This is a genomic window from Nocardia sp. NPDC059154, assembly GCF_042755705.1.
Lineage (GTDB): Bacteria > Actinomycetota > Actinomycetes > Mycobacteriales > Mycobacteriaceae > Nocardia.
Map to the genome: position 1 here is coordinate 106,793 of NZ_JBHZCS010000002.1, position 14,115 is coordinate 120,907.

Genomic DNA, 14,115 nt, shown 5'->3' on the forward strand with positions numbered 1-14,115 from the left:
GCTTCGTGGAGTGGACGATTCAGCAACTGGCCGACAGCGCCGGCGTCACCAGCCGCACGCTGCGTCACTATGACGAGATCGGGCTGCTCCCGCCCGCCCGGGTCGGCCACAACGGCTACCGCTGCTACGACGCCGATTCGGTGGCCCGGCTGCAGCGCATCCTGCTGCTCCGCGAGCTCGGCCTGGGCCTGCCGGTGATCGCCGAGGTCCTCGACCGCGAACACGACGCGGACAAGGCCCTGCACACCCATCTGCGGTTGCTGGAAGACGAACGCGCCCGCCTCGACGAGCGTATCCGGACCCTGCGCCACACCCTCGACGCGCGCGCCGGAGTCGACGGATCACTGCAGATGATGCTGGAGGGATTCAACGACCCCTACCGTGACGAGGTCGTATCCCGCTGGGGTGAACGCGCTTTCGCCGTGAGCAACCAGTGGTGGCACGGCAAGTCCTTGCGGGAGCAGCGGGAGTGGAAGCGTGACACCGACGATCTGATCGCCTGCTGGATCGCCGCCCGCAAGGACGGGTGCGCCCCGGACTCCGAGCGCGCGCAGGCGCTGGCCGCCCGGCACGTGGCGTGGTTGCGGGCCATCCCCGGAACGCCACTGGCGGACGGTGATCGGGAGCGCTCCATCGCCATGATCGGCGGTCTCGGGCGGATGTACGTCGAGGACGAGCGATTCGCCGCGGCCTACGGCGGACCCGAACACGCTGCGTTCGTGCGTGATTCGCTCGACGAATACGTGCGCCGGACACTGTGAAGCCCTGCCGCGCCGCGAAACGCATGCCCGGCAGGGCTTTTCACGCGCGCACGGCTCAGCTGCCGTAGACCTGGTTGGAGTTGAACGAGAACTGGTGGCCCATCGAGCTGCACTGCACCCCACCGCGGTAGCCCTGCGTGCACGTCGCGCCCGCGTAGCTGATGCTGGCCGGAGCCCACACGTCACCGCTGGATGGCAGCGCCTGATTGCCGCCGGACGGCAGTGCCTGGTTGCCGCTGGACGGCAGCGCCTGGTTGCCGCCGGGCTGGGTGTGGCCGCCGCCGCTCCACTCCGGATGGGCGGGCCAGGCGGCGTTGTCGATGATCGCGGCCGGGGCGTACGGCACCGGATAGGCCTGGCCATTGGGCCCGGCCAGTGACACGTACATCAGCACGCCCGCCGGGTTGATATCGCAGCCGACAATGCCATTGGCGGCGATCGAACAGTTGAAGCCACCGATATTGAAGAAAGCAGTGTCTCCGATGAGGAAACCCGACGGATCGGTGGGGTCGGCGGAAGCGATGCCGGTGCTGAGGAACAGGGCGCTCCCGGCCGCGGCGGCGAGCAGGACAGATCGAGTTTTCATCGTCATGAATGCCTCTCCTGTAGTGAACCACCTTCGATAGCTGGTCATGTGCTATTGGTTCAGCACTGGTTAACGGATACTACAGGTGGGCTCGCTCGTCCCGTGGTGGCGGTGGGAATCTCGGGTGGGCTGCTGTTCTCCCAGATCGATAGCTGTGAATAAGCTGTCGACGTGACGAGGAATTCATCGACGTCATGGCCCTGGCAGAGCCGGAAATTCGGTTGCGGCCTTCCCCAGCTGGCTGCGAATGTTGTTGTACCGCACGCTCGATGGGGCGGCGGATTCGGAAGGTTCCGGCCTGTGGAGGTCAGCCGGTCTTGAAAACCGAAGGCGGGCAACGTGTCCCGGGGGGTTCGGCTCCATCCAGCCGGACGATGGCGTAGTTGCTCTGTCGGCACGGGCAGCCTGACTTTCACTCAGGACCCACGTCGGTTCGACTCCGACCTACGTCACCAACGACCTCGTACCGCGCCGGCCCCGCACCCTGACTCTCACTACGGACAGCTCAAAGCGGCCCCGAAACCGTGATGGTTCAGTCGGCGAGATGATTTGCCCGGGGCTAAACTCTGGTTAGCTTCGTTGGCGCGAAACGCGCAGAACACGTTGATCGCTGCGATGGGACTGGGCCAGGATCCTGATCCGGCTGCTGGCGGACGCTGTTCACCGTCGCTGCCGCGACCCCCGTCGCTCCTCGGCCGTTCGCCACCGGCGGTTGCCGGCCGGATGATCAGTCGACGATCTCGATGAGATCCAGGCGCAGCAGGACCGCATACAGCTCACGCAACGGCACAGCGAGCATCTGCGTCAGTGCCCCCGTCAATGGATCCGACCCGCCGCCCACACCAGTACTCAACACACTCGACACACTGCGGATCCCAGGCGTCGAACACTCGAACGCACTATGACCGGGAGGCAACAAATGGCCGAAAAACCACCAACCGGCCACCAGAACGCCGTCGACCGTGTGCTGGCTGCGCAGGGTTTCGCAGTGGACCTGCCGGTGCTCGGCCGGGTTCGCATCCCCCGGCCCGAGCAGTTGGCGTACTACGGCGTACTGGGCGCGCTGGCCGCAGCGGAGATCATCGAATGGCCTGTCGCGCTGGTCCTCGCAACGGGTCATTGGCTGCTCCACGATCAGCACAATCGCATCGCTCATCAGATCGGCGAAGCTCTCGAAGAGGTATAGATCCAATATGCAATAGCAACTAGTCTGCAATTTCGGCCGCTCAGGTAGCGGAAATATCATCGCTACAACGGTCGGATCGGGTTGGCACCGCTTGGAAATGGCATTTTCTGCCCTCGTCTCACGTGGACGAGTTGATCGCGCCGCTTTTCGTTTCGATAACGTAGGGCCGATTAGAGCATCGCGGAGTATTCTGGCAACGCACTAGTTTCCGCAGGAAGTTCTTTGCGCTACCTACGACGACTGGGGTGTGATGAGCAGCGTTGCATCGGACACTGTGAGGACGCTCGAGGCTACGGCATCGGCGACCGTGCATGCGGTTGAGGCGGCCGGTGGAGCCGTGGTCGGCGCGGTGACAGGTGCGGCGCGCGGCACAGTCGAAGGCGCCGTATCCGGCGCTCGCAGTGGGATGGACTTATCTGCCGCCACTGTGCTCGGCGTCGTTGCGGCCGGTTTGACGGGCCTGGTCGAGTGGCCCGTGGCCGCCGCTGCGGGCGGCGTCGCGGGTGCGGTCTATCTGTTGCGGCGCGCCAGAACCCAATCCGGGAATCAAGACAAGTCCGAACGACCGCAGCCTCGGGAGCGCAAGAGCACTCGGCCGAAGCAGTCCACCGCGGGTTCGCGACGGTCGCGAACCGCCGCACAGTAGTGGCGTCCCTGCGCGGTCTGGCCACGGCGCCGATCCGGCTGCCCCTCGCGGCCACCGGAGCCACGGTGGGATTGCTCCGGCGGCCGGTCGCGGTGGCGTCGCGGCTGGCGGACCCAGCAGTCGCTCGAACAGTCGTCGAATTCACCGAGGGCATCGGCCGGGAACTCAGTGCGCTCGTGGACCCGCGGCGCATGCGTACGCAGCGGCGGTTCACGGTGCATGCCAACCGTATTCACGCCGAGGTTCGCGGCTTGCAGTCGGCACAGAGCGCTCGGGTAGCCGAGTTGGCGCGCAAGCACCTCGAGCAGGAACCGGAGGTGTGTTGGTTCCAGGTCAATGCCGCCACCGGGCGGGTCGTCGTGGCCGCGGACCCGCAACGCCTGTCTCCGGCACAGCTGGAAGCGATCCTGGAACGCGTCGAAGATCTCGCCGGAACCAGTGCGGAGCCGTGGAGCCGTCGACTCGAGCACCCCTCCGATCGGGAGCCGGTATTGACATCCGCGCTGCAGCTGGCCGGCGATCTCATCGGGATCGGTGCGGTCGTCACCGGGCGGTTGCTTCCGACACCGCCGCCGGCCCATGTGGTCCGGGGGGCGGTGGCTCTCGTGGACGGACAGCCGAGGTTGCGCGGCGCACTGGAAGCCCAGCTCGGCCGCCACCGCGCCGATACCGTGATCACGATCGGAAATGCCGTGGGTCAGGCATTGGATTCGGAAGTGACCGGCCTGTGCGCCGACGCGATGCAGCGGGCGGTGCGGCTGGTCGAGGCCGCCGCTCGTTTCGCGCAGTGGCGGCGCTGGGAAGAGCTGATCGCCGACCCGGACCTGCCGGGTGTCGACGTCTACGATCCGCCCGAGCCGCGGCCGGTACCGCTGCCGCATGGACCGATCGAGCGGTGCACCGAACAGGTCAGCGCCGCCGCGGCACTGGCCTCGGCGGCAACGCTGGTCGGCGGCCGCGCGGTCGCCGACGCCGCCGACGCCGTGGCGGCGGGCGTGCCGAAGGCGGCGCGGGCCGGTCGCGAGACCTTCGCCGGTGCGCTGTCGACCCTCATGGCGGCGCGCGGCGTGCTGACCCTCGATCCGTTCATGTGGCGCCGCATGGACCGGGTTTCCGCAGTGGTCGTCGACCGGGATGCCGTGCGCGGTCAACGGGCGGTGGTCCTCGACGCCGAATCCCGCCACGACAGCTGGCCGGTCGAACACGTGTGGAGCGCCGCCCAGCGGCTGCTCTGGTGCGATGGTGAGGAACTGCCCATCCCACCACCACCCGAGCATCGGCGTGAGAATCTGCATCTGGGCATCGACGCCGACCTGCGACCCGGCATCGACACCGATCCTCCCGGCCCGGAAAGCGATCCAGGGGGCCCGCGCTGGCACCTGCTGCACGAGCACGGACATGTGGTCGGGCGGGTGCTGATCGGGAGCGAGCCACATCCGGGTGCTGCCGGATTGCTGTCCACCGCCCGGCAGGCGGGCCTGCGGGTGGTACTCATCGGAGACGAGAGCACCGGCGAATTGCGTCGCAGCGCCGATGAATTCGTGCTCGCCGGCGGGTCGGTGTCCGGGCTGGTACGGCGACTGCAGCAGCAGGGGCACGTGGTGGCGGTGGTCAGTGGCGAGGCACATCGCGCCCTGGGTGCCGCCGATCTGGGCATCGGTATCGCCTCCCGAACTCCCGGCGCTCCGGCACGGATCCCCTGGCAGGCGGATGTGGTGTGCCCGGATCTGAGTTCGGCACGGCAGATCATCGCCGCTACCGGCCAGGCACGCAATGTCAGTGAGCGCGGCCGGGTCCTGACGCTGTCGGCAGCCACGCTCAGCGGTCTGCTGCTCGCGTCCGGTCCGGCTGGGTCACGCGCGGCGCGAGCCACCAGCCCGGTCACGGCGGCCACCCTGATGGGGTTGGCAACGGGTCTGAACGGCGGGCGCCGGGCCGCCCGCGCGACCGGGCCGGCCGAGGTGCGGCTGGTGCCGTGGCATGCCCTGGAACCGGACGAGGTGCTGGCCCGACTACCCGCCCCGCTCCGGTCGGCGCCGCCGCCGCGCTCGCACGTCACCACCGTCGCCAGGCGTATCTCGCAGCGATTGGCCATGCCCGCGACGAGTCTCGCCGGTCTGGTCGCAGATGTGCGCCGCGAGCTGGCCGATCCGATGACTCCACTGCTGGGTGTCGGCGCGGTCGCCTCCGCGCTGCTCGGCTCGCCTACCGACGCCGTGCTCGTCGGCACGGTGCTGGGGCTCAATGCCACGGTGTCGGCCCTGCAGCGCCGCCGCGCCCGGCTGTCGCTGGACAAACTCCTGCTCGGCGAGCGCTTGACTGCTCGGCGGCTCACCGAGGACGGCGAAATCGAGACTCCCGCAGACGGTCTGCTGGCTGGTGATGTGATCGCTCTGGCCACCGGCGAGGTAGTCCCCGCGGATGCGCGGCTGCTGGAGACCGATGGGCTGGAAGTGGACGAGTCCGGCCTGACCGGTGAGACCGTGACCGTGGAAAAGCAGACCCCCGCCACACCCGGCGCCCTGCTGGCAGAACGCACCGGCATGGTGTTCGAGGGCAGCGTCGTGGTCAGCGGCGAGGCGACCGCGGTCGTGGTGGCGGTCGGAACCGCAACCGAGGCCGGTCGTGCCCTCGCCGCCGCCGGGCCGCCCCCCAGCGGCGGTGTGCAGGAACAGCTGCGCAGCTTGACCGAACGCGTGCTGCCGTTCACCCTCGGCGGCGGAACCGCCGTTACTGTCACCAGTTTCCTGCGTGGGCTGCCGCTGCGCCCGGCCCTCGCCGACGGGCTGGCCGTGGCCGTCGCCGCCGTCCCCGAGGGACTGCCGCTGGTGGCTACGGTCGCCCAACTGGCCGCTACCCGCCGCCTGTCCCGCCGCGGCGTGCTGGTCCGCTCCAGCCGCACCATCGAGGCACTGGGCCGCGTCGACACCATGTGCTTCGACAAGACCGGCACCCTCACCGAGGGGCAATTGCGGCTGGTCGCGGTTGCCGATCTCGACCTGACGTGGGACAGGGACCATCTCGCGAGCACGCCACAGTCGCGGGGGCTGCTCCGCGCCGCCGCCTACGCCTGCCCCAACCCTGACGATGCCCCACTGGTGCACGCCACCGACCGAGCTGTCGTCGAGGCGGCACACACATATCTGGGCCACAGACAGCCGCATGCCTGGTCTCCCATCGAGGAGCTGCCGTTCGAGAGCTTCCGCGGCTACTCCGCGGCGGTGGGCAACACCGGTCAGCACATCCGGCTCGCCGTCAAAGGCGCCCCGGAAGTGCTGCTGCCACATTGTGATCAGGTCCTGCGCACCGATGACGAAGGCCGCCGGGAGGCCCGGCCGTTCACACCCGCGTGCCGCGCCGCCGCGGAGGCGGCGGTGCGCCGGCTGGCCGCGCAGGGGCTGCGGGTGCTGGTGGTGGCGCGGCGCGATTTCGCCTCCGCTCCCCGCGATCTGACCGAAGAGATCGAGCAGCTCACCCTTCTCGGCTTCCTCGGTATTGCCGACAGCCCGCGCCCGCAGGTACTGGAACTGCTTGCCGAATTGGCCCGCAACGACATCAGCGTGCGGATGATCACCGGTGATCACCCGATCACCGCGCGCGCGGTCGCCGAACAGCTCGCCATCCCCGCCGACACGGTGGCCACCGGCGCCGATCTGGACCTGCTCGACGAGGACGGCCAAGCCGAACTCATCAAGCAGGCAACGGTTTTCGCGCGGGTTTCGCCTGAACACAAGGTGCGCATCGTGTCCGCGCTCCAACGCCGCGGGCACACGGTGGCGATGGCAGGCGACGGCAGCAACGATGCGGCCGCCATCCGCACCGCCGATGTCGGTATCGGGCTGGCCGCTCGAGGGTCGGTCGCCGCACGGGAGGCCGCGGACCTGATCCTCACCGACACCGGCAAGGTCCTCGACCTCACCGTGCTGCAGGAGGCACTGGCCGAGGGCCGTGGCATGTGGCAGCGAGTACGCGACGCGATCGGCGTGCTGGTCGGCGGCAACGCTGGTGAGGTGGCGTTCACCGTCCTGGGCACGCTGCTGTCCGGCCGAGCCCCGATCGGCACCCGGCAATTCCTGGTGGTGAACCTGCTCACCGACCTCGGTCCGGCAATGGCGCTCACACTCTCGGACACCCGGCCCGCCGACGACACCGAAACGACCGACCGGACACTCGGGCCACCGCCCGGTATCGGCAGCGACTTCCTGCAGGCCGTCGCCGTGCGCGGCGCCTGCACCACCATCGGCGCCGGCGCAGCATGGCTGCTCGGCCGCGCCACCGGCCGGCGCCGCCGCGCGGAAACCATGGCACTGGCCGCCCTGATCGGTACACAGCTCGGGCAGACCCTGGTGATCGGCCGGCACAGCCGCCTGGTCTGGGTGACCGTGGCAGGCAGCTCCGTTGTCCTGGCCACGATCATCATGATGCCCGGAGTGAACCGGTTCTTCGGGTGCGTACCACTGGGGCCGGTAGCGTGGTCGATCGTGCTGGGCTGCGCCGCAACCGGCACCTGCGCGGCCCTGCTCACCGGCCGCGCGCTGTCCGGGCCGCCGCCCGACGTTGCAGGCTCGTCGCTTTCGGATCGTTGAGTCGGCGCGCGTCGAGAACACCGTTGCCATCTGTCACTCGGGACGATGTGGGTTCGATTCGATGTCACCATGTTTCGAAGCTCAATGGTCAGAGCACCGCCCTGAGAAGGCGGGCCTTTTCGATGACGGAGTCTCGAAGAGGGCTGAGACAATTCCTCATGCGAACAACCACAGTCGTCGTACTTGCCGTGGCCGCCGCGGTGCTGGTCGCGGTGCACGCAACGCCGGTCTACTGGGTTGTCTGGTCCGTGCTGGTCGTACTTGCGACTGCGCTCTGGCTCGTGCGGCGTTGACCAGGCGCCTCATCGGGGTGTTCGAGCTCGGCAAGATCATCTTTTGGTTCCGGCCGTCACCGTATGCCCCTGGCCACAGCGGTTCCTGGCCTGATTCGGGGTGTTCGGTATCGACCGCATACACTGTCGGCCATGCGGATGTTCCTGGATATCCACTAGGGCAGAAGCATTTCCGCAGGTCAAGGTATGAAACCGGTTGAATCAAACGGACATATCGCCGTCGGATTCCCAATTTGCTCCCACTTCCAGCGGATTCAGCAACTCGAGCTCGTCGGCGTTGTCGACGACGGCTACCCGCTTCGCCTCGGCACTGATGTAGTACTTCTGCGCGATCGACAGTTTGCCATCCGTGTGCCCCAACTGCGCACTGGAACGATCATCATCTTTCGTCACTGACGCAACGTGACTGGCAACAGTGTCCCGCAGATCCGACAACCGGAAGTCCGGCACCGGACTCAGGGGCCGCAGCCGAAGAATCGAGTCCTCGGCAGACGGGACACTCACCCACGACTGCGACCGCGGACCACGAAACACCGGATCCTCATCCGACGCCGGCCGGACCCGAGCCTTCTCCGCAGCCAGTTCCGCGGCCAGCCACTGCGGCAGGACGATCCAATACGGGTTGCCAGACTTGCGGTTCGGGTGCCGAAACGTTCCGACCTTGGTGCGCCGGCGAACGGTGGCCCCGATGTACGCGACCGTCCGGACGGAGCCGTCCTCGAGCGTTTCCGACGCAATGTCCATCCAGCGAACCGCCAAGCCTTCCCCAGGGCGAACTCCCGTGCCCAACAGGAACAGGTAGTAGAGCCGCAAGTATGCATCCTCGCCTGGTCGGACTTCGGCGATGTAGGCGTACATGGAGATCTGCAGCGGTCGCGCCAACGGGCGAGGGATCGTCGGTTTGCGCGGTGGGCAGATCACGTGTGGCATCGGGTTGTCGGAAGTCGGCAATCCTCGCCCGAGTACCGCCATTTTGAATGCCATGCCCAACACCAGGTGCTGCATCTCCGCTCGGGACGGGGCAGTCTCGGCGACCTCGTCGAGATAGTCAGTGATGTCAGCAGCGTCCGCAGCCTCGGCGATCGACAGGTCACCCATCTCGGTTTCCAGCTTGAACGCGTCTGGATTGTGGTTCTTCGGTCCGGGTGCGCAGGGGTAGATCGTGCGGTGGTAGTTGCTGTGCGTGTCTCGGGACAGGGTCCCGTCCTCGACACGCTGCTTCCACTGCCTGTCCATCTCGGCGAAGACTTTGCTCATCGGGTCAGTAGGCACGAACTGCGTGCGCTTACTGATCCGTTTGCGCTTGGAGTTCTTGCGAACGTTGATTTCCCACCGCCGCATCCACTCCTCTGTGCACGCCTTCTTCGTGGGGCCTTGTGCGGATTGGCGGAAACCTTCACCGTTAAGTGCTCGACAGCGGATGCGATCCAGTTCCCAGGTGCCATCGGGGCGTTTGGTCGGGATCAGCTTCTCTTTCGGCGGCAGTTCGCCTGGTGCCATGGCCATGGGTCAGGCCGCCTGCCGCGCGAAGACGCTGTCCTGCTGGTTCTCCCAGGCGACAACGTCGGCGAGCCGGTAGCGGACCCGGCCACCGAACTTGCTGAACCGCGGCCCTTGGCCCTTGCTGGCCCAGTTGCGAAGTGTCTTCTCGGCGTAGTTGGTTCGCGCTGAAACCTCGGCCCGCGTGAGCCAGACCGCGTTGTTAGGCATGGTGACCTCGTTCGTCTGATCGTTGACTTGTCCCGGGATGTCCCGGCCAGGCAAGCATACAGTGCATAGGGCCAAGTGCAATGGACTGCACTCGATGGGAGCCCAGTGGCGTTGCTCCATGTCTGCAGCCACCCCCTCGCCTCGAACTCGCCTCGGGGCCATCGAGACCATTGGTAGGAGATTTGAGAGGCGATTAATCGTGTGCGTGTCGTGTGCGAGTGCCTAAACAAGAACCGGTTGTGCACAATCGCCTGCCGGTTAGGCACAATGACACGCGGGAGAAGCGTTTGGGTCGATCATCAACCGGTTTGCTAAAGGGTTGCGTCAATCCAGGCGCGTTGGTAGTTCACATTTGAACGAAAAAGTCCATAGCTGGGGTGGATGTGGCACGAAATGGCGCAATTTAGTGTGACCTAAATTCTCGGATAATCGTAGATCTGAGCAGGTTCTGACTGGTAACCGGCCTTCGATGTACCCGGGTGTTTCCTGGACGCCAAGCCTTCGCCCACTCTGGTTACCGGTTGGTAACTGTGTTGAAGAGTCATCCAAGGTGGGGATTCTTGTTTTGGAAAATGGTCCGTTTGAGATTGCTGAAAGTGTGCAAAATCGGCCAGATTCTGAATCGCCGGTTTGTCGCCCGACGGTCCAAGAACTGTTGACGGGGCCGTGTGGGACAAAATGCAGGACGCATACTAGAGTCCCATGTATGCCACAGCGACGAGACGCAGATGGGACACCTGGAACCTGTTTGCGGTACCTCTGTCGTGAGGCGGGCCAGTTGGGTATTTGGGGTTAGCTGGCCATGTATGGGGTCGACAGGATCGAATATCAGCGATCCTCGGCGGCCCGGGAGACCGAGGTGACCGCTCCGTAGCGGTGGAGCGGTACACCCATGCGCGCATAGGAACTCACAGGATGCTCGAGTATCAGAAAGTCCACTACAGCTACATTGACAGCGAATCGGCCGACGATATTGAGCGTTCGGCCGAAGACTTGAAGCGCTTGGGGATCGAAATCCACGATCCAACAGGATCTACCTGCGTTTCGGAAGACCGCGAAGGGTACTGGAAAGAAATCGGCCGAATCGTCGTGTGGGCAGAGCAAAACCGAATCGACGTCCGCCCCTACCAGCTCCTCGTGGACGCCGAACTCGGATACTTGCGCACCGCCGCCTGGAACGCGTGGATGAAGCGCCCCGCAGGGCACCGGCCCAAGTACTGGAGACGCGGAACTCACCGTATCCACGGCTGCTACTACGAATGCATCATCAGCATCGAAGCGTTCGAGGATGACCGTGTCGTGCGAATGATCCAGGCGGCCCGCACATTCCGCAGCTGGCAGGATCAGCAGTTCCAACGGATCTACAACGCAACCGTATAGACCAGTGAGGCAGGGGAGTGGCGACTACAACCAGGGTCGCCGCCCTGCCCCTGGGTGCGGGGCACTGTCAGGTTTCTGAGCGCGCTAAGGGCGGCCAGATGCCTCTTGGCGTCCCCTTCTCCTCGTCGGTGCGCGATCCGCTGCTGGTCGCTTCTTTCCTCCGGGATCTGGCGCGGCTTCGTTGCCGGCCATCACCTTTCGCAACGATGTGAGCTCATCGAGCCGGTCCTTGAGCAGCAGGAGCAGCTGCTCGTTGGACATCGACTCTGGTATGAGTGGCGGCGCCACGAAGTTGAGTTCCTCCTGGGTCGCGAATCCGGCTCGGATGAGCGCCTCACTGAGTGGGCGGTTGAAGAACTGCGCGACAGACCTAACTTGTTTCCAATCTGGAACGACGCCCTTCTGCTGCCAATTGCCTACCGTGCTGCGTGATACGCCGATGGCATCGGCGACCTCGCTGTTCTTGACCTGCTGCGCGGTCATTAGAGACGTGAGGTATCTGGACCACTCCGTCTCGCTCTGTGCTGTCTGGGTCGACACCGGACACCCTTTCGTGTGCGGCCAGCCCCGTAGGGGGCCTCTCTCTCTGGCGTCTCGATGCTATCGGGTGTTCGTTGGAGTTTGAACGGTTCGCTGCACACTTCCCCCTACTTTCCCAGGATTCCGGAACATTTCCGCTGTTCGGGCGGGGTAGGCGCGTTGGGGCGGCGTTCACTTAGCTCACCAGACAGGCGGTGTTGCGCCGAGGTCTCTCCCACTGTACTGTGTGCAGTGCAAGCAATCGGATTCACTGCATTGCACGACAGACTCTCTCTGGTGACTCTCTCTCTGAAGTTAGGTGCCCGCCCCCACTGGCATGGGGACAGGCCGAACCGCCACAGCAACCCAAAGCGAAAGAAGGCCATGGCATGTCCGATCGACAGCCTATCCCTGAAAGCCCTGATGGCAACGCCATACACGGGCTCGTCCACGCCGTGATCGCGTACTTCCTGCTCATCGCGCTCGGTGCATTCCTCGGCGCAACCGCCTGGCTCCTCGACTGGAGCCTCACCCTGTGGAGCACCTGGTGACCAACCCCGCTCTCTACCGCGAACTCCCGCGCACCGAACACGGCAGCCCCGAATGGCTCGAAGCACGCCTGGCCGGCGTCGGATCCTCGGAAGTCTCCGGGCTCCTCGGCCTCGTCGACTGGGACTCGCCCTACACGATCTGGCTGCGCAAAACCCGCCGCGCACCAGCGGATTCCGGTGTCGACACCGAATCCATGTTCTGGGGGCGGATGCTCGAACCCATCATCCGGCAGGTCGCCTGCCAGCGCCTCGGCGTGACCTTCGAACTCCCGGGCACGCTCCAGTCCCTTGAACGTCCCCACATGCTCTACTCCCCGGACGGCATCCTCCGGTCTCGCAACAGCGACCTCGATGGGGCGTTGCTCGAAACCAAGAACACCGCCTGGTTCATGGCGGGCAAGTGGAATGGCCAGATCCCCGACCATGCCGAGCTGCAACTGCACCATGGCATGTACGTCACCGGGGCCACCCGCGCGGTTGCTGCGGGCCTCATCGGCGGCAATCACCTTGAGACCGCCGTCATCGAACGCAACGAGCGACTCATCGACATCGTCGCCGACACCTGCGACCGCTTCTGGCGTGACCACGTCATCGCCGACGTGGAGCCTGCGATCACCGGCACCACTGCCGACCGCGAATCGATCAAGATGCTCCACCCGTACGTTGGCGGAGACTTGCAGGTCACCCGCCAGCAGATCAGCACCCTCCATGCTGGCTATCGGCAGGCACTGGCGGACGAGAACGACGCCGCCAAACGGAAAGCCGCGGCCGGCAACCAGATCCGCGCACTCATGGATGGCCACGACCGGCTGCTCGTCGGCGACGACGTGTGGGTCGCGTTGAAGAATGGCCGTTTCCGTTCCAAGGACTTCCGCGACGCCGAGCCGGACCTTTACGCCGAGTACCTCACCCTCGCCAGCCTCGACACGGGCGAACTGCGCGAAGACCACCCCGACATCTACGCCCAGTACCAGGCGAAATCACTTGACCTGAAAGAGGTGGCCTGATGGCCCGCAACCTTGTCGACCGCATCGAAGCGAACCAGACCGCGCCCGCGAAGAAGGACGACGATCTGAAGTCGTCGATCCAGAAGATGGAGAAGGCATTCGAGCTGGCGATGCCGCGCGGCGCTGAAGCCAAACAGCTCATCCGCGACGCCTTCACCGCAATCCAGCGCACACCGAAGCTCGCCCAGTGTGAGCAGCTCAGCGTGCTCGGCGCTTTCATGACCTGCGCCCAGCTCGGCCTGCGCCCCGGCGTCCTCGGGCAGGCGTACGTCCTGCCTTTCTGGGACCGTAAGGACCGCATGTACAAGGCGCAGTTCGTGGCTGGCTACCGCGGGCTTGTCGACCTCGCGTACCGGTCAGATCGTGTCCTGTCGGTAGCGGCGCGCATCATCCATGCCAACGACTTCTTCGAGGTCGAATACGGTGCAGCGGACGACAAGTGGGTCCACAAGCCGTTCCTCGACGGCGACCGTGGAGACTCGCGCGCCTACTACGCCGTTGCGCGGACACGCGGAGGCGGGTACGCGATCACGGATCCGATCTCGTATGCCGAGATGGTCAAGTACCGGAACAAGTACGCGACCGCGAAGAACAAGGACGGCGCAGTGTTCGGGCCGTGGGTCGACGAGTTTGACGGCATGGCCAAGAAGACCATGGTGCGTCAGCTGTCCAAGATGCTGCCGATGTCCACCGAACTGGCGCTGGCCGTCGAGAACGACGGGTCCGTCCGATTCGATCTCGGCAAAGAGGCGATCGACACTCCCCAGCACGTCGAACCGGACGTCATCGACGCCGAAACTGCCGACGTGCAGGATGCACCCGCGGACTACTACGAGGGTGTGCCGCCTCCCGGTGATGGCGGCATGTTCCCGCCGGACACGGGGGAGTAG

The 14,115-nt window shown here is 65.7% G+C and carries 13 protein-coding genes and 2 tRNA genes; 10 read left to right on the forward strand and 5 right to left on the reverse strand.

Annotated elements, in window-relative coordinates; genetic code table 11:
• The first annotated feature begins 5 nt into the window (after positions 1–5).
• The gene (locus tag ACFXN1_RS02185) at positions 6–761 is read left to right on the forward strand and encodes a MerR family transcriptional regulator (RefSeq protein WP_379443789.1); all 756 of its coding nucleotides are present in this window, start codon (positions 6–8) and stop codon (positions 759–761) included.
• 55 nt (positions 762–816) lie between these two features.
• Here ACFXN1_RS02185 and ACFXN1_RS02190 read toward each other — a convergent pair whose 3' ends face one another.
• Entirely contained in the window at positions 817–1,353 is a 537-nt protein-coding gene (locus ACFXN1_RS02190; RefSeq protein WP_379443788.1) for a hypothetical protein, read from the reverse strand.
• A 370-nt stretch (positions 1,354–1,723) separates the two neighbouring features.
• Between ACFXN1_RS02190 and ACFXN1_RS02195 the strand changes: the two genes are divergently transcribed.
• A tRNA-Glu gene (locus ACFXN1_RS02195) sits at positions 1,724–1,802 on the forward strand.
• A 272-nt stretch (positions 1,803–2,074) separates the two neighbouring features.
• On the opposite strand, the gene ACFXN1_RS02200 is transcribed toward ACFXN1_RS02195, so the two are convergent.
• Positions 2,075–2,203 carry an Rv1535 domain-containing protein gene (locus ACFXN1_RS02200; RefSeq protein ID WP_379400407.1) on the reverse strand — a complete coding sequence of 43 codons (129 nt, stop codon included), beginning with the start codon at positions 2,201–2,203 and terminating at the stop codon, positions 2,075–2,077.
• 63 nt (positions 2,204–2,266) lie between these two features.
• On the opposite strand from ACFXN1_RS02200, the gene ACFXN1_RS02205 reads away from it, so the two are divergent.
• The 4 genes from ACFXN1_RS02205 to ACFXN1_RS02220 all read left to right on the forward strand — a co-directional run bounded on the left by ACFXN1_RS02205 (position 2,267) and on the right by ACFXN1_RS02220 (position 8,058).
• Entirely contained in the window at positions 2,267–2,533 is a 267-nt protein-coding gene (locus tag ACFXN1_RS02205; RefSeq protein ID WP_379400406.1) for a hypothetical protein, read from the forward strand.
• Positions 2,534–3,178: 645 nt separating this feature from the next.
• On the forward strand, positions 3,179–7,765 hold the full coding sequence (locus ACFXN1_RS02210; protein ID WP_379463471.1) for an HAD-IC family P-type ATPase: 4,587 nt from the start codon (positions 3,179–3,181) through the stop codon (positions 7,763–7,765).
• A 70-nt stretch (positions 7,766–7,835) separates the two neighbouring features.
• Positions 7,836–7,936 (forward strand) — tRNA-Leu (locus ACFXN1_RS02215).
• Positions 7,924–8,058, forward strand: a complete 135-nt coding sequence (locus ACFXN1_RS02220; protein ID WP_379400404.1) for a hypothetical protein — start codon at positions 7,924–7,926, stop codon at positions 8,056–8,058. Before ACFXN1_RS02215 ends, ACFXN1_RS02220 begins: the two co-directional genes overlap by 13 nt.
• Before the next feature lie 201 nt (positions 8,059–8,259).
• Here ACFXN1_RS02220 and ACFXN1_RS02225 read toward each other — a convergent pair whose 3' ends face one another.
• Positions 8,260–9,564, reverse strand: a complete 1,305-nt coding sequence (locus ACFXN1_RS02225; RefSeq protein ID WP_379436265.1) for a hypothetical protein — start codon at positions 9,562–9,564, stop codon at positions 8,260–8,262.
• A 3-nt stretch (positions 9,565–9,567) separates the two neighbouring features.
• Complete coding sequence (locus ACFXN1_RS02230) at positions 9,568–9,768, reverse strand: helix-turn-helix transcriptional regulator (protein ID WP_379436264.1); 201 nt, start codon at positions 9,766–9,768, stop codon at positions 9,568–9,570.
• 915 nt (positions 9,769–10,683) lie between these two features.
• Between ACFXN1_RS02230 and ACFXN1_RS02235 the strand changes: the two genes are divergently transcribed.
• Positions 10,684–11,148, forward strand: a complete 465-nt coding sequence (locus tag ACFXN1_RS02235; protein WP_379436262.1) for a hypothetical protein — start codon at positions 10,684–10,686, stop codon at positions 11,146–11,148.
• An 84-nt stretch (positions 11,149–11,232) separates the two neighbouring features.
• Here the strand turns inward: ACFXN1_RS02235 and ACFXN1_RS02240 are convergent, their stop codons facing one another.
• On the reverse strand, positions 11,233–11,631 hold the full coding sequence (locus ACFXN1_RS02240) for a hypothetical protein (protein ID WP_379436261.1): 399 nt from the start codon (positions 11,629–11,631) through the stop codon (positions 11,233–11,235).
• A gap of 425 nt (positions 11,632–12,056) precedes the next feature.
• Here ACFXN1_RS02240 and ACFXN1_RS02245 point away from each other — a divergent pair, with 425 nt between their 5' ends.
• Genes ACFXN1_RS02245 through recT form a run of 3 tightly spaced genes read left to right on the forward strand, consistent with a single transcriptional unit; the run spans position 12,057 to position 14,115 of the window.
• Positions 12,057–12,218 (forward strand): hypothetical protein, encoded by a 162-nt coding sequence (locus tag ACFXN1_RS02245; protein ID WP_379436260.1) that lies wholly within the window; start codon positions 12,057–12,059, stop codon positions 12,216–12,218.
• A complete protein-coding gene (locus ACFXN1_RS02250; protein ID WP_379436259.1) occupies positions 12,215–13,225 on the forward strand; it encodes a YqaJ viral recombinase family protein in 1,011 nt (336 codons plus the stop codon). Before ACFXN1_RS02245 ends, ACFXN1_RS02250 begins: the two co-directional genes overlap by 4 nt.
• A complete protein-coding gene (gene recT / locus ACFXN1_RS02255; protein ID WP_379436257.1) occupies positions 13,225–14,115 on the forward strand; it encodes a recombination protein RecT in 891 nt (296 codons plus the stop codon). Before ACFXN1_RS02250 ends, recT begins: the two co-directional genes overlap by 1 nt.